The organism is Proteus sp. G4380 (assembly GCF_963885725.1).
GTDB classification, from domain to species: Bacteria; Pseudomonadota; Gammaproteobacteria; order Enterobacterales; family Enterobacteriaceae; genus Proteus; species Proteus mirabilis.
Map to the genome: position 1 here is coordinate 1 of NZ_CAWPAV010000089.1, position 14,045 is coordinate 14,045.

A 14,045-nucleotide genomic window follows, 5' to 3' on the forward strand; every position below is an offset into this window, starting at 1 on the left:
CATCAAATCGCTAATGCCTGTTGGCAACACTTATCAACATGTGGCTCTACTCGTTCAATCAACTGAGGCTTTGAAATAAACCGCGTTACGGTTTCATGGCTGACGAACGTCGCACCACAATTGATATTCTGGCACTGGTTATAACGTTCTTTGGTATCGGAAGATATTTGTTGACTACTACGGGTATGGGCGGCATGACCACAAACAGGACAAATCATCATAAACGGGTTACCTCTTTATGATGTGGAAATTACCTGTAATTATACACAGGCACTATTCCTTATCCATATCTATCTCACTGCTTTTAACTTCTAATTCTAACGAGGTGGTAAATCCGCTATTGTTCAATGAATGACTCACCGTGACCAACGTCCAATAGGCCTCATCAATCTCAGGCTTAAATCCGCTAACCTTTACAGGTAATTCAGGAAAGAGATCTGCACGCCCTTTCGCAAGGGTAATACTAAAAGAGGCAACACCTCGCTGTATTTTTTCCCACGCGGCTTTCGCGGCACGTTCAGCATTGGTTTTACTCGCATAAGTATGAGACAACACCATCACATTACCTTCTTCACCGACAAGGTACTCCCCTTGTTTCTGCTCTTCTTTTTTCGGTTTATTGGTAGTGGGTTTTCTACGGCGAATTTGTGACTGTGTTTTTTCTTGCGGTTTACGGGTATTTAAATAATTGGCCGTCACACCGGTGTAAGCCCCTCTATCCACTAATGAGAAACGGTGTCCATCTCCCGCACTTCGGGTGATTTGTACTAGCGGTAATGCTTGACCACTGGCGGTAGTATTGCCCCCTTGTACCATAAACAACAAATTGCCGTTTTTAACACAAGCGGTGGCACCGTTTAATTGTCCTAAGCGCGTTAAAAAACTACCGTCTGACTCATTAGTCTGATCGATATGTTCAATCTTTACCGTATCAAGACCAGGATCAACCACCGCCGTGACATTATTACGCCCTGCAATGGTTCTGACGATATCGCCTAATGTTTTTTGGTGGTAAGACATTTCACGGCGCACATTCAGTGTTGCCCTAAAATCGGCACTACGAGCGCGCAATGTCATTTTATCGGGTACACCTGAATGCTCGATCTCATCAACTGTAAATGAGCCTTTATGAATAAGGTTTTCACCCTGCCAACCAAGATGCAAGGTCAATACCTCACCTCGTTTAGGCATCATTAATGCGCCGTCAGAATCATCTAACTCAATATCAAGCCGGTCAGCTTCAAAGCCCCGATTGTCCGTTAATGAAAGCGAAATTAATCGCCCTTGAATTTTGGCACTGATATCTTCATCACCAGCAATTAACACAAAAGCCGGCATGCTACTTTTACCGGTGATCATTTCTGGCAACATTATGATAAAACTCCTTTCATCGCTTCACCGGCACCATTGGCCATCATGCCTAATTGGTCGCTTAAATCTCCCAACATCTGACTGATGGAGTCATCCACCCGTTTTAGTGTCAGCGAGAAATCAATTTTTCTGGCTGCACCATCTTGGAAAAATTCGGTATGGGTACGTTGTAAATCGGTGATCACAAACATGCCATGAATGGTACCCGTACCATCAATAAACGACCATGCTTTACCGCTATCCGCCATTAACTCTAATGCCAGCAACGACACTTTACCGCCAGTTAATGAGGGATAAAGCGCCCCCGATAAGGTGATCACATCGGTATCAGGGCCAATAAATTGTTGTGCCGGTCGGCGTGCGACACGTTGAGTAAAACCATGTCGCCACGTTTGTTGTTTTTGTAGGGATTGATAAGGTACGGTGCGTAACTCAAACACAAATACCCCAAGTGCTGCCATCATTACCACACCTCACTGTCTTGATAACGGCTATTTAATCGTGCTTGTTTTTCACGCTCACGGCGCTCAATTTCCGCGATAACAAGCTGGGCAATATCTTGCGCGGATTGGTTTGGTTGAGGATGAATATTAATTTCATAATGTGCCGGCGCGCCTTGATAACGCTGTTGTTGAATATTCACATTAGCCGGAGCAGGACGATAGTTTTCAACGGGCAAACTGTGTGGGTGCAACGGGGTATTTTGTGCCTGTAACGAAAAGGCGCTGCCTAACGATAATGCGGCAGCCGCTAACATCGCAGTGTGTTTACGACTGGTGATATTCGCAGGGCCTTCGACAATTTCAGGGCCATTTTCTCCCGCAATACCAAATTTACCACGCGGGATATAACCGCCGGAATCATACATACCGGCAAAGTTGCTGTTGTAAGAATCTAACGCAGACTGCACTTTCGGATCATTACTTTTCATAAACTCAGGGGTGAGTGCTTCTTTAGTTGCGGTTGCCAATTCCCCAATGCTATTTTTAAAGTCCGTCCATTTGTTTTTGATCCCCTGAATAATGGCATCAATCAGGTCACTACCAAACTGCAAAAATTTAGTCGGTAATGCTTTGGTGTCTTCGACAATTTCATTCCATTTTGTTGATATCGTGGTTTTTATCGTTTCCCACGTTTCTTGTACAGACTTAACAATATTATTCCAACCGTTTTTAAGTGTTGTTTTAATTCCCTCCCAAACATCTGAAATTTTAGTTTTTATCATCGTCCATGTTGTTTGGGTGTAGCTGACTATCGAATCCCAATGTTTAATAATGAGCCCAAGCGGTGTCCAATTAAAGAATATATACTTGATGGCCTCCCATGCACTCTTAATAGTATCTTTTAGCGCTTGCCATGCGATAGCAGTATATTTTTTAACGGTATCCCATACCTTGTAAACGTAGGGGCCAATGGTGTCCCAGTTTTTATAAATCAGATAAACAGCAGCCGCAATAGCGGCAATAACCAATAAAATAGGGTTAGCTAACATGGCTTTACCCAACCCTAAAAATGCACTACCTAATAATTTTATCGGTTTTAATAATAGTGTGAGCGCACTACCGCCTTTAATGCCTAAAATTGACAAGCTTAATTTCGCGGCGGCTAATGGCCCTAACATTGCCGCAATGGATAACGAGAGAATACCCAGCGTGGTAATAATGCCTGCTATCGCTAAACCGATCATCGTCAGCGTTTTAGCCAGTTCAGGGTTAGCCTTTACCCATGATTCAACCTTTGATATTGCCTTTGTAATACTTTGAGAAATTTGACGTAATGGTTTATCAATTCCATCAAATATTTTTATACCTAAAGCTTCCCACGCTGATGTTAGATTTTTCATATCACCATCAAGGTTGTCCGTCATTGTACCCGCGACGTTTTGCGCTTCGCCTTTAGCTTTTTTTAATTCATTACAAACTTCTGTAATTCTCCTTTTCCTGCTTGTTCAGCAAGCACAGATAATGCAGAAAAAGCCTCCTCACCGGCAATCGCTTTAAAGAAGCCTGCCCGTTGTGCATTACCCATCTTAGCGGTTTTCTTATCCAACTCAGCTAATAACTCAGGAAAGTCGCGTAAGTTCCCTTTTGCATCGCGGGTTTTAATGCCAAGTTCTTCTAATGCTTTGGCGGCCATTTTCGGCGGTTCAGCAAGACGCCCTAAGATAGCGCGTAATGAAGTACCCGCCATTGAACCTTGAATACCCGCATCACCCAATTTACCCGTTGCGGCGGCTGCGGTTTCTAAATCAACCCCTAACCCTGACGCCACCGGTGCAACGTATTTCATGGTGTCGCCAAGCATGGTTAAACTGGTATTTGAACGAGTAAAGGCCCCGACCAACACATCACTCACTCGCCCCATTTGGTCAGAATCGAGCTTAAAGCCGGTTAAAATATTGGAGCCGATATCTGCCGTGGTACCTAAATCAATATCACCTGCCAATGACATTGCCAATGTTCCGGGCATAGCATTTTTAATTTGCTCAGGCTTAAAACCTGCCATGGCGTAGAATGCCTGACCTTGCGCCACTTGGTTGGCAGTAAAGGCTGTAGTTGCGCCTAATTCCTGCGCTTGCTCACGCAACATCTTAAATTCATCAGAATTTTTATCGAGACGCGTTAATGCCTGCACCTTTGACATCCCGACATTAAACTCGTACCCCGGCATTAAGGTTTGTTTGGCGGAATACAACATACCCGCACCGGTTGCCGTCATGGTGGCACCAGTGCCCGCCATTTTATTTCGTACATCGAGCGTCTTTTGATACTGCGATTTAGCCGCTGCCATGCGCCGCTCTTGTTCAGCACTGCGCCTTAACTGATTTTCTTGCCGGCGGAGCTGTTGCGTAGTGCGTTCAATATCACTATTCAGTCGCCGTTGCGCTTGACCGAGTTGGTTTGTTGAAATGCCATTAGCTTGTAATGCTGAGCGCTGTCGCTGTGCCGACTGCTGTAATTGCTCATACTTGGTTTTGAGTTGCCCCGCTTCCCGTTGCGCTTTTTTAAACGCCTCTAACTGTTTTTTTGTCGGATTTTCAGTATTGGCAATTTCTTTGGCGAGAGTAGCAACACGTTGTGTGGCGGATTGATACGCCTGCTGTGTATAGGTTAACTGCTGTTTAATCTTACGAAAGCCGTCAATTTGTGAGGCTTGCTGATTGAGGTTTTTTAGCGAGTCACGCGATTGACGCACAGCGGACGCCAATCGTTTATTACTTTCTTGCGCACTGCGAAACGGTGCGGTTAATTTATCAACCGCACTCAGTACAACTTGTAATTTTAAGTTATTACTCATCCTGTTGTCCGCACCGTTTCGCCGCTTGATAGCGCCATGACAATAATTCTGAAAGGCTCATTTTGCCGGTGTCTGCCGGTGACCAATGAAAAATGACGGCAATATCTGCCGCCAGTTCATCGGTGGTTAATTCGCTGGGGAATCGGGCATAACCGACTTCGGTAATAAAAAATTAACCACCTGCACACTTAGATTTACCAAGTCGCCCGCGGCTAAAGACAGCACATCTTGCTTTGTCAGTGTTGGCATAGTGATGCGTGGTAAGACTTGCATCATGCTATCAACATCCATATCCATTAACGGCTGTAAACGCACACCACGTAATGCCCCTGAATTAGGTTTAAGCACCGTCACTTTGTCGATTTTGGTTTCACCGCGCATAATCGGTTGTTCTAGAGTCACCGTGGCTTGATCGCCATTAACAACAACCCACTCAACTTGCTCTTTGTTCTGTTCTTCGATTGGCTCTTTCATGTTCTCTTTCCGCATTTAATTAAAGCCCCAGCGCGTCACGCTGTGCTTGTAACAGGTCTTTACCGTCCACTTTTTCCACCATATTGACGATATCAATCTCAATGATTTCTTGACCGTCCATCACTAACTTGTAGTAAGTGGGTTTTACGGTGACTTTAGTTTGCGTGTTATCACCCGATTTCCAGTTACCCGGATCGATTTCGCTATAACGGCCACGCAGAACCACCTCTACAGCAAGCACTTCCCCCGTATCATCACGCTGATAAGCACCACAAAAACGCAGTTGTACGGCATCAATGGTTGAGGCACCCCATTGGCGGTAAACGTCGATATCAGCGCCACCGAGGGTAAACTCACTATCAAGCGCGCCGTCATCAAGGCCCATATCAATTTGCACCGAACCATTCATACCGCCCCCGCGATAGGCTTCTAACTTGCGGGTGATTTTGGGTAATGTGAGTTCTTCTGCAATGCCCACATAATTGGCGCCATTCATAAATAAATTAAAATTCTTTAACTTGCGTGGTAACGCCATGATTTACCCCTTGATTTTGTTGCCGAAATCCATCAGGTATTTATCGGTAATACGCTGACGTAACATCAGATTTTCCATTGGTGGCACTGGTGTATAGTCATAATCCAGTGTGAGTTTGCCGTCTTTGAGTGCTTCTTTGCTATTTGATGTTGGGTCATACCAACACTCACCGCCTAACAAGTAGCCCTGACTGACCAGTGAACGTAATTTTGCATTGATGGTTTCAACGATATCCCGCGCTAAAGATGGCGTTAACGGTTTATCAATTGCCCACATCTGCCCTTCCGCCATGGTGTCAGCGAGGACTTGCGCAGTTCTGGTATAAGATTCAAAGGCAAATAGTGGATCATCCGAACAGGTACGCGAACCCCAAAAACGAAAACCATCACGGCGGATAAGTGTCGTCACCCCTTTTTCATTCAGTAAACCGGCATCAGTCGCGGGATCTTGTAAATCCCAATAGATATCTTTAGAAATGCCCGTGACACCGTTAACGGTGATATTTGATAGGGTTTTATGCCAACCGATATCATTGTCTAACTTGGCACGCAGACCTAACGCACGCGCCGTGGCGTAAGCGGTTGATTCGCTGTTGGTGGTGCTATCCCATGAGGTAAAATCAGGAAAAATGACCATTAATTCACGCTGACCAAAGTTGTCACGGTACTTGATTGCTTCGCTGATATTTTTACAGTCGTAAGCAGACACATAACCAAAGGCGCGGAGCTTTTGACAAATCACCGCAATCTCATTGGCAACCGCTAACGTGTCATGACCGGGCACACCAATAATACGAGGTTTAATGCCGTGTTGGGCTTGTGATGCTAACAGTGCTTGTAACCCTGTTTTTAGCCCTTCTTCGGTAGTACCACCGATAATATTAGTGGTGGTTTCTGCCTCTTCTTCACCTTGTGCAACACGTACTACAATAGTGATGGGTTTAGCCTGATCTGCAATGGCTTTTAAGGTACTGGCTAAGGTGCCGGTTTTCCCTGCTTTACCGATACCCTGTGATACATCGGTCAATAAGACGGGCTTGTTTAAAGGAAAGGCTTTTTCGTCCGCATCATCAGCGGTGCAAACTACGCCAACAATAGCGGTGCTGATAGTGCGAATGGGGCGGGTGCCTTCGTTAATTTCAATAACGCGCACACCGTGATGATAATCTTGTGCCATGCTCACGGACTCCTATAACTGTGTCCGTGTAGCATGAAAAATTAGCGGTTAAATTGCACGAAAGCGGGATTGTTTGAGGAGCTGTACAAGTGAATAATATCAGTCTAATACATAGACACCTCTAGCACTACCATAAGTACTATCAGTCATTTTCAGCTTTTTCCCATCACTTGATACTTGAAGTTCCCAGAAGGCAGCAGCATGGACTGATACTGCAAATTTTATATTTGGTATAGGAGGGACTAAAAATCCTACATATGCTTCATTCGTGTATCTCTGGATAAATACATATTTACCTAAAATATTTTCACTTAACGTTATCTCAACAACCGCGGATTCACCATTAAAATCCCCTACCTTTCGCCATTGGCGCTCAGTGCCTTTCCTATCATATCGATTATCTCCCTGTGCTTGTGTTAATGCCCCAACATCACCCGCCGTTAAACGAATATCAGCACTTAGTGACTTACCATTTACTTTACGCGTGTTAGGTACCCGCCCATTGGCATTATTGTTAGCATTGTTTGCGGCAGTCTTTGCCTCATTCACTTGTGCCGGTGTTGCAGCACCCACATCACTGGCAGTTAAACTAATATCAGCACTTAATGGTTTGCCATTCACTTTACGCGTGTTAGGCACTCGCCCATTAGCATTAGTGTTGGCATTATTTGCAGCAGTTTGCGCAGTGTTAGCTTTACTCACTGCATCGTTAGCGGTTTTCTGTGCGGCATCCGCTTTGCTCACTCCACTGTTTGCTGTGGCCTGTGCATTAGATGCGGCGGTCTTGGCTTCATTCACTTGTGCCGGCGTTGCTGCCCCCACATCACCCGCCGTTAACGTAATATCAGCAGTCAGTGGTTTTCCATTTACTTTACGGGTGTTGGGTACTCGACCGTTAGCATTAGAATTCGCATTATTTGCGGTGGTTTGCGCTGTATTGGCTTTGCTTACTGCATCGTTAGCGGTTTTCTGTGCGGTATCTGCTTTGCTCACACCACTGTTTGCTGTGGCCTGTGCATTAGATGCGGCTGTCTTGGCTTCATTCACCTGTGCCGGTGTTGCAGCGCCTACATCACTCGCCGTTAAGGTAATATCGGTACTCAGTGGTTTATTATTAACTTTACGGGTACTAGGTACGCGGCTATTGGCGTTTGTGTTAGCGGCATCCGCTGATTTTTGTACCTTACTTAATCCCGTGCTTAATTCGGCTTTGGTAGCATAAAGCTTAGCGACTTCCGCTAATGTCTGTTTTGATGCACTTTCAATCGCATCATTGACAAACTCACGGGTCGCCAATATCACCGAGGGGTCAACCTTCAACTCGACTGACTCGGTATGACTAACGGTTAATATCATGCGAATAGTCTGTGTGCGTCCGCTTCCCTCCTGTAATTGTGGCTTATAGGTTTCAGGGCAATTACCCACGGCAATTAAACTGCCTTCATCATCAAATAAACCAATCTCACGTATCCAGTAACCGCCCTCATTTTCAGGGATCACTTGTTCAGCAATAATCTGGCTGTCGTTTTTTGGATCAACAAATAAGGTATTTAATCCCGCACGGCGTTTTTCGCCTACGAGTTTAGTTTGTTGTGTATCGGGTGTCGGCAACGTTCCGCCACCGTCACCCACAGCCATTTGGGTAATTTTTAAGGTAGTGCCTAATGCGGTGGCTTTTGCCAATTTATTGGCACCAATTACCGTTAATAAGGCAAAAAATTTAGCGCTCATGTGCGACCTCAACTTTATCAATAATGTGTACTCCGACCGCCGTTAATGGCGCACCAGACACGGTAATTTCTTCTGCAAAATAGGGGTAAACCGTTAACTCATCACCGCTAAATGTCGCGGCAGAAAGATAAAACTCACCTTGCGAATCAAGGTTGATAGATAACCCCAAGAGATGCCGACTAACAGGGCGTGCATCGGCAATCAAACGCTCTAATTCATCATAAATTTCTTGGCTAATACCGTTTTCTTGCACGCCCACATCAAGGCGAAATGTGCCCGGCGGATCATCGGTTTGCCACCACTCCGTGACTTTGATGATGTAACCTAACGGCTCAACCACACGCTTAAGCGCACCAATGGTGCCCTTGTGTCGGTGAATAAACATCGAATCCCGTACTACTTGACGCTTAACAGGCTCCGACCAGTTTTCATCCCATCGATCCACTGACCAAGCCCATGCCAGATACGGCAGTAAATCAACAGGGCATGCGCTGGCATTCCATAATTGGCGTAAAGGCACCGACAAGGTTTGCAAGGATTGGCAGGCAATGGCGGCGGCTTTTTCTAATGGGCTACTGCCTGACGGTAATAAACTATTCATCCGAGCCACCAATGGTTAAGGTGCTTTGTGTGCAATACGAGGCTTGTGTTTTATCAAGCACTACATCTTTAGTGGGTTGTTTTAACTCCACACGTTGCACACCTTCCACATGCAATGCGGCATAAATCGCTGACAGACGAATATCACGCCCTAAGCGGTGTTGCTCTGTGATGTATTGCGTCAGACGTTGACTCGCTTCTTTGCGTATCGGCTCCGACTCTGGCCCCGGGAAAAGAAATAACGTGGCATCAATTTGGTAAGGGATAATCTTGGCAGATTGCACTTTGATACGGTCGGCAACCGGTCGCACATCTTCATCGTTTAACGCGCGCTCAACAATGCGCAGTAATTCTTCCGATGCGGTGCCGTCACCCTCACGAGATAACACCGAGATAGTGACATTTGCCGGCGCTGGGCTGATCGCGGACACATCGGACACCCGACCATCGGCACTACGGGCATGAAATTCATAACTGCCCACCGGCCCCGCAACACTTAACCCCTCAAAAGCGGCAGGAATGCGTAAACGCAAATCATCGTCAGACTCTAAAATCGCCGGTGTGGGCGGAATAGTGTTGTTATTGGCAGGGCGTAACACTAAACGCGATAAATTATAATTCGCCGCTAACTGATCTAAATCCGCCCCTTTTGCATACGCCACCATCACCGCGCGGGCAGACTCATTGATACGCTGGCGCAATAACAACTCACGATAGACGTTTTCTTCTAACAACTTGGTCAGCGGTTCCGACTCTAACGATAACGTATTAGCAACCGCATCACGCAAATGCACTGGCATTGCGGCAATCAATGCCGTTTTGCGTTCGCGTAATAATTGTTCTGCATCTAACGACTCAATCACATCGGGCGGTGTTAATTGGCTTAAATTAATCGTTGGCATGTTATGTCACCGGTAGAGAGAAATTAATCGGTTGTTGGTTATGGGCGTAATAGCCGGTGATATCGACAATCACCTGTTCGTGTTGGCTATGAATATCAATGGCCGTCATCACAATACGTGGCTCCCAACGATAAACTGCGGTGTAACACGCTGACATTAATTGCAATCGCATCTTGGCGTTAACTGGGCCATCAATTAAATCGGCAAGCAAACTGCCATATTCACGGCGCATCAATCGGCTACCAATGGGGGTGTTAAAAATATCTTTGATCGATTGGCGAACGTGCTCAATATCGGTAATACGTTCACCGGTTTGTGCATTCATACCGAGATAGTTCATTGCGGTTGCCCCGTATTACCATCACCAGTACGCACGCCACCGTGGGTATGGGTTGAAACCACCACGCCATTAGAGGACATTTTCCCACCAACATGGGTAATATCACCGGTCATGGTGCCGCCTTTTTGCACCGTCAGTGATCCCGTGGTTAAGTTGTTGGTACAAATAACGGTAGGGGTATCTAAGGTGATTTTGCTTGTCGCGACACACGTAATGTCAGGTGACGTGACTTTGACCGACTCACTGGCTTCAATCACGGCGGTTTTAATTCCCGTGACTATTAGCGCCCCTGTTGCCGGCTCATATTCAATTACTGCCCCGTCTTTATACTCATGACGATGCGCGGTTAATGAGGTTGACGGCTCTGAAAAATCATCACTAAATATCGCCGGCAACACAAACGAGGTAGTTAAATCGCCACCGATTGATAGCAATAACACTTGTTCGCCAACATTGGGCGCCCACCATGAGCGCGAGTTACCAGCACGTGCAGTAAGCCACGGGCGCCAGTCGGTTTCATTGTCGCCCGTTTTAACTCGACACCCTTTTTCCGCACTGACATCAATCACAACGCCAGTACGGATCAAGTTTTGTATTTTTCGGATAAGCTCTGCGATATTCATACCCGCAATGTGCAACGGGAAATAAAAAAACTCACGGGATTGGAATTGTTTCAACGACAGGACAATTAACGAGAAAGGAATTCCAGTAATTGATTTTCGATATGTTTAATATCTGTCGGTGAAAAGCCTAATAGCTTTCGTTCAGGGTATTGGATTTCTAATGACTTGCCCCGCACACGCTCTTTTAAACCGTAATGATGCACCGCAGCAATGCCTGCAACTTGAGGGGCAAAAGAGAGGGTGACACCTTTATCATTTGCTGACATTCGCAAATAACGGGCAGTGGCTAAACGCTTAAACATGCGAGTCTGTTTATTGGGCTTTGCGGTGCTAATTTTGTCTTTTTTTACTTCAATAAAACGCAGAATATCGCGCTTATAAAAACTACGTTCGGCTTTCTTTTCCAAATCGTAACCGGTGATCACCTCACCTTTTTTTGTTTTGCGTAATCGCCAGTTTTTTAAACTACGTGGTTGCCCTTTCCAGACAAATTTCATTCCTCGCAACACGGTAACCGTTGATGCTTTACGTTTGGTGAATGCCGTTCCATCGGGATTTTTTTGCGCACGGATACGTTGTAAATTGCTTTTGCGTAAATCACGGGCAATTTCACGGGCTAATTTTTTACGTTCATTGGGTGACGCTTTTGCCAACATAGCGGCTAATGCTTGGGTTAACGGGCTGAAATCATCAGCGTTCATGAGCCACACTCTCCCAACTTTCAAACGGATCAGCCGGCTCTTCAATGGCACCAACAACCAATTTATCCGCTTGCACATTAACGAGGACACGCTCAGTCAACTTTAAATCAATGCTAATACTGGCGGTCTGATTGCTATCAATAAAGGCGTCAAAGGTAAAATGACTTTGGCGTTTATCGGGATTCAGGAAAATATCAGGCTGATGTTGTTCAATCCAACCAATGATCACCGCCATTAACACATCTTGGTCACCGGGATAATCATCAATAATAATATTGAGATTGTATTGATACTCATAAGATTGACTACGGGCACCGCTTGCCACAATCGCCCCGCCGTCAATAAAGGTGTAGAGCCTATCGGGGTTATCCCCTAAATAGGCCACCTTTTTAATTAAGATGTCACGTAGGTTTGCAGGCTTTTTCATGGTTTAACTTATTGATGTATTGTAATAATTGATTTGTATAATCAATCAAATATTCCGTTTGCGCCTTATTCTCCGCCATCATTTCGAGGAGACGTAAATAATCTTGTTGAGCTGTTTCGGTAAGTCGTGCGGAGGTTGCATTACCCATGCCGGCGGTGGCGGTGGTGTGATTATCGGGGTTGGGGCAATCGGCTTTGATGTACACCCGTTTAGTATTATTGCGCAACTCATCATTAAGCCGGCTAATATCATTTTTTGCATCGGTTAACGCCTTTGTGTGTTGTTTATCCAATTCTGATAAGCGGGCAAGTTCTTCCTGATAATGTTCAATGGCGTCTTGATGACTGATAACACTTTTCTTAAGGGCGAGATTATCACCCTTAAGCTGGCTATTCTCAGTGAGCAAAGCATCAAACTTAAATATCAGTAGCAAGCCCATCACACCCGCCACAATAATAAGCAGTACGTTCCTTTTCATCGTGGGATCTCAATATGAGGATAATCAGGAAAGCGGGTTTCAACGGGTAAACTGGGATCACTTTTCCAGTTTTTACCAAAACGTAATGTTACCCCTTCTTCATCTGCCGCTTGCTTAAATGCCATTAAAACCGGCTCAAAAAAATGCGGGTGCCATTCCATCCCTGGTTTAATCGCAGAAGGCAAAATATCAATGGCATCGCCTGTTAAATGACGGCTGTCTAATGTTTTTGAAATGCCTTTTTTCACATTTTCTTTTTGCTTTTTAAGTGTGCGAACACCTTCAATCACTGCAAAGTCCGCCGTAGAAATGTCTAACGCACGATAAGCAATTTTCACTAATAGCGGATTAACGCCACTAAGATTATTTTTACTGCGCTGGCTAAAGATAAATTTATTCACCAGAGACCTTCCTTAAGAATCTTTTTTCTAACGCACTGACCAATGCAGCACCAGACCAGCCCGCCATACCGGCAATAGCGCCGGCAATTTCAGGTTGCCACTGGTAATAACTTGCACCGAATAAAATCAATGCCCCTGAAAACATAGAGACAACAATTTGTGCAAATAAGATGGCAAAGCGGAACGGTTCCCCTTTCACTATTTTATTGGCATAACTGGCAATACCACCAAAAACCGCCATACCGGCAATTAATAAGGCAGTAAACCAATTCATATTATTTGGATCTTTATAGGGCATCTTCTTCATACCTTCCCCCTTAAAGGGGTTAATCCCAAAGTTGTAAAATCGCTGTGGTGCTGTGTTGTTGAGGCGTATCCGGTAACTCAATCGCGGTGCCGGTGGGTAATATTGCCCCTAATTCAACCAGCCCCGGATTGGCTTCTAATACTTGTTCAATCATGCCGGATGACTGACCAAAGTAACGCCAACAAATATCATCTACGGTATCCCCTTGCTGGGTATAAATCCGCATTAGATAAGCTCCACCGTGTTATGGGTTTCCCCTTTGATACGTTGTAACGCCCACTTGCCATCACGCCACACTTCATCAATAGCCGGCGTCATGGTGTCGGCTTTTTTATTACCTTGTGCGGTAGTATCAATATCGCGATAACGCTCGATTAAGCTGGCTTTTGCAAAACAGAACACGGCACGCTGATATAAAATCATCAGTTCACTTTCACCGTTAATCTGTTCGGCAGGCACCTCTTTTAATGTTTTCGCAGCTTGACCAATACGCCACTGATACAATTCACGATTTACTTCAATCATGGCGTTCAATAACGTGCTTTTCAGCCGTTCCGGTGTCACAGTGCCATCGACGCGAGTTTGCAATTGAAAATCACGAGTTTGAATATCAGGGAAAAAGCCATTATTTTTAATGGATTCGTCTTTTTGTGGCACAGGGTTAGCAGAAACATAATCCATA

19 protein-coding genes and 1 pseudogene are annotated in these 14,045 nt (G+C 45.2%); all 20 read right to left on the bottom strand.

The genetic code is table 11. The annotated features are described in order from the left end of the window. Positions 1 to 2 precede the first annotated feature (2 nt). Entirely contained in the window at positions 3 to 221 is a 219-nt protein-coding gene (locus AACU98_RS07420) for an ogr/Delta-like zinc finger family protein (RefSeq protein ID WP_012368178.1), read from the bottom strand. A gap of 52 nt (positions 222 to 273) precedes the next feature. Continuing rightward, positions 274 to 1,371: a phage late control D family protein gene (locus AACU98_RS07425; RefSeq protein WP_161735749.1), complete on the bottom strand. Its 1,098-nt coding sequence runs from the start codon at positions 1,369 to 1,371 to the stop codon at positions 274 to 276. Then, complete coding sequence (locus tag AACU98_RS07430; RefSeq protein WP_036907694.1) at positions 1,371 to 1,835, bottom strand: phage tail protein; 465 nt, start codon at positions 1,833 to 1,835, stop codon at positions 1,371 to 1,373. The genes AACU98_RS07425 and AACU98_RS07430 overlap by 1 nt, the downstream gene beginning before the upstream one ends. Next, positions 1,835 to 4,668 (bottom strand): annotated as a pseudogene (locus AACU98_RS07435) (phage tail tape measure protein). The gene AACU98_RS07430 and the pseudogene AACU98_RS07435 overlap by 1 nt, the downstream one beginning before the upstream one ends. Beyond that, the gene (locus tag AACU98_RS18435; RefSeq protein WP_075204427.1) at positions 4,661 to 4,834 is read right to left on the bottom strand and encodes a GpE family phage tail protein; all 174 of its coding nucleotides are present in this window, start codon (positions 4,832 to 4,834) and stop codon (positions 4,661 to 4,663) included. The pseudogene AACU98_RS07435 and the gene AACU98_RS18435 overlap by 8 nt, the downstream one beginning before the upstream one ends. Then, positions 4,795 to 5,142 (bottom strand): phage tail assembly protein, encoded by a 348-nt coding sequence (locus tag AACU98_RS07445; RefSeq protein ID WP_161735751.1) that lies wholly within the window; start codon positions 5,140 to 5,142, stop codon positions 4,795 to 4,797. Before AACU98_RS07445 ends, AACU98_RS18435 begins: the two co-directional genes overlap by 40 nt. A gap of 19 nt (positions 5,143 to 5,161) precedes the next feature. Beyond that, a complete protein-coding gene (locus tag AACU98_RS07450; protein ID WP_161735754.1) occupies positions 5,162 to 5,677 on the bottom strand; it encodes a phage major tail tube protein in 516 nt (171 codons plus the stop codon). A gap of 3 nt (positions 5,678 to 5,680) precedes the next feature. Beyond that, the gene (locus AACU98_RS07455; RefSeq protein ID WP_087726431.1) at positions 5,681 to 6,853 is read right to left on the bottom strand and encodes a phage tail sheath protein; all 1,173 of its coding nucleotides are present in this window, start codon (positions 6,851 to 6,853) and stop codon (positions 5,681 to 5,683) included. 99 nt (positions 6,854 to 6,952) lie between these two features. Then, a complete protein-coding gene (locus AACU98_RS07460; RefSeq protein WP_161735756.1) occupies positions 6,953 to 8,584 on the bottom strand; it encodes a phage tail-collar fiber domain-containing protein in 1,632 nt (543 codons plus the stop codon). Beyond that, a complete protein-coding gene (locus AACU98_RS07465; RefSeq protein WP_161735758.1) occupies positions 8,574 to 9,185 on the bottom strand; it encodes a phage tail protein I in 612 nt (203 codons plus the stop codon). The genes AACU98_RS07460 and AACU98_RS07465 overlap by 11 nt, the downstream gene beginning before the upstream one ends. Further along, entirely contained in the window at positions 9,178 to 10,086 is a 909-nt protein-coding gene (locus AACU98_RS07470; protein ID WP_099432933.1) for a baseplate assembly protein, read from the bottom strand. The genes AACU98_RS07465 and AACU98_RS07470 overlap by 8 nt, the downstream gene beginning before the upstream one ends. Before the next feature lies 1 nt (position 10,087). Next, entirely contained in the window at positions 10,088 to 10,426 is a 339-nt protein-coding gene (locus tag AACU98_RS07475; protein ID WP_049256918.1) for a GPW/gp25 family protein, read from the bottom strand. Continuing rightward, the gene (locus AACU98_RS07480; RefSeq protein WP_064505884.1) at positions 10,423 to 11,049 is read right to left on the bottom strand and encodes a phage baseplate assembly protein V; all 627 of its coding nucleotides are present in this window, start codon (positions 11,047 to 11,049) and stop codon (positions 10,423 to 10,425) included. Before AACU98_RS07480 ends, AACU98_RS07475 begins: the two co-directional genes overlap by 4 nt. Before the next feature lie 65 nt (positions 11,050 to 11,114). After that, positions 11,115 to 11,750 (bottom strand): phage virion morphogenesis protein, encoded by a 636-nt coding sequence (locus AACU98_RS07485; RefSeq protein ID WP_088206915.1) that lies wholly within the window; start codon positions 11,748 to 11,750, stop codon positions 11,115 to 11,117. Further along, positions 11,740 to 12,177: a phage tail protein gene (locus AACU98_RS07490; protein WP_141179072.1), complete on the bottom strand. Its 438-nt coding sequence runs from the start codon at positions 12,175 to 12,177 to the stop codon at positions 11,740 to 11,742. Before AACU98_RS07490 ends, AACU98_RS07485 begins: the two co-directional genes overlap by 11 nt. Further along, on the bottom strand, positions 12,152 to 12,655 hold the full coding sequence (locus AACU98_RS07495; protein WP_113976850.1) for a lysis protein: 504 nt from the start codon (positions 12,653 to 12,655) through the stop codon (positions 12,152 to 12,154). Before AACU98_RS07495 ends, AACU98_RS07490 begins: the two co-directional genes overlap by 26 nt. Further along, complete coding sequence (locus tag AACU98_RS07500; protein WP_161735759.1) at positions 12,652 to 13,056, bottom strand: M15 family metallopeptidase; 405 nt, start codon at positions 13,054 to 13,056, stop codon at positions 12,652 to 12,654. Before AACU98_RS07500 ends, AACU98_RS07495 begins: the two co-directional genes overlap by 4 nt. Next, the gene (locus tag AACU98_RS07505) at positions 13,049 to 13,363 is read right to left on the bottom strand and encodes a phage holin family protein (protein WP_012368194.1); all 315 of its coding nucleotides are present in this window, start codon (positions 13,361 to 13,363) and stop codon (positions 13,049 to 13,051) included. Before AACU98_RS07505 ends, AACU98_RS07500 begins: the two co-directional genes overlap by 8 nt. A 19-nt stretch (positions 13,364 to 13,382) precedes the next feature. Beyond that, positions 13,383 to 13,589, bottom strand: a complete 207-nt coding sequence (locus AACU98_RS07510) for a tail protein X (protein WP_049220084.1) — start codon at positions 13,587 to 13,589, stop codon at positions 13,383 to 13,385. Continuing rightward, positions 13,589 to 14,044 (bottom strand): head completion/stabilization protein, encoded by a 456-nt coding sequence (locus AACU98_RS07515; RefSeq protein WP_161735761.1) that lies wholly within the window; start codon positions 14,042 to 14,044, stop codon positions 13,589 to 13,591. The genes AACU98_RS07510 and AACU98_RS07515 overlap by 1 nt, the downstream gene beginning before the upstream one ends. Position 14,045: the final 1 nt, after the last annotated feature.

Excerpts from the sequence above, each read along its gene's own strand:
- AACU98_RS07420 (WP_012368178.1), bottom strand. The coding sequence starts at position 221 with ATGATGATTTGTCCTGTTTGTGGTCATGCCGCCCATACCCGTAGTAGT.
- AACU98_RS07425 (WP_161735749.1), bottom strand. The coding sequence starts at position 1,371 with ATGTTGCCAGAAATGATCACCGGTAAAAGTAGCATGCCGGCTTTTGTG.
- AACU98_RS07430 (WP_036907694.1), bottom strand. The coding sequence starts at position 1,835 with ATGATGGCAGCACTTGGGGTATTTGTGTTTGAGTTACGCACCGTACCT.
- AACU98_RS07445 (WP_161735751.1), bottom strand. The coding sequence starts at position 5,142 with ATGAAAGAGCCAATCGAAGAACAGAACAAAGAGCAAGTTGAGTGGGTT.
- AACU98_RS07450 (WP_161735754.1), bottom strand. The coding sequence starts at position 5,677 with ATGGCGTTACCACGCAAGTTAAAGAATTTTAATTTATTTATGAATGGC.
- AACU98_RS07455 (WP_087726431.1), bottom strand. The coding sequence starts at position 6,853 with ATGGCACAAGATTATCATCACGGTGTGCGCGTTATTGAAATTAACGAA.
- AACU98_RS07460 (WP_161735756.1), bottom strand. The coding sequence starts at position 8,584 with ATGAGCGCTAAATTTTTTGCCTTATTAACGGTAATTGGTGCCAATAAA.
- AACU98_RS07465 (WP_161735758.1), bottom strand. The coding sequence starts at position 9,185 with ATGAATAGTTTATTACCGTCAGGCAGTAGCCCATTAGAAAAAGCCGCC.
- AACU98_RS07470 (WP_099432933.1), bottom strand. The coding sequence starts at position 10,086 with ATGCCAACGATTAATTTAAGCCAATTAACACCGCCCGATGTGATTGAG.
- AACU98_RS07475 (WP_049256918.1), bottom strand. The coding sequence starts at position 10,426 with ATGAACTATCTCGGTATGAATGCACAAACCGGTGAACGTATTACCGAT.
- AACU98_RS07480 (WP_064505884.1), bottom strand. The coding sequence starts at position 11,049 with ATGAATATCGCAGAGCTTATCCGAAAAATACAAAACTTGATCCGTACT.
- AACU98_RS07485 (WP_088206915.1), bottom strand. The coding sequence starts at position 11,750 with ATGAACGCTGATGATTTCAGCCCGTTAACCCAAGCATTAGCCGCTATG.
- AACU98_RS07490 (WP_141179072.1), bottom strand. The coding sequence starts at position 12,177 with ATGAAAAAGCCTGCAAACCTACGTGACATCTTAATTAAAAAGGTGGCC.
- AACU98_RS07495 (WP_113976850.1), bottom strand. The coding sequence starts at position 12,655 with ATGAAAAGGAACGTACTGCTTATTATTGTGGCGGGTGTGATGGGCTTG.
- AACU98_RS07505 (WP_012368194.1), bottom strand. The coding sequence starts at position 13,363 with ATGAAGAAGATGCCCTATAAAGATCCAAATAATATGAATTGGTTTACT.
- AACU98_RS07510 (WP_049220084.1), bottom strand. The coding sequence starts at position 13,589 with ATGCGGATTTATACCCAGCAAGGGGATACCGTAGATGATATTTGTTGG.
- AACU98_RS07515 (WP_161735761.1), bottom strand. The coding sequence starts at position 14,044 with ATGGATTATGTTTCTGCTAACCCTGTGCCACAAAAAGACGAATCCATT.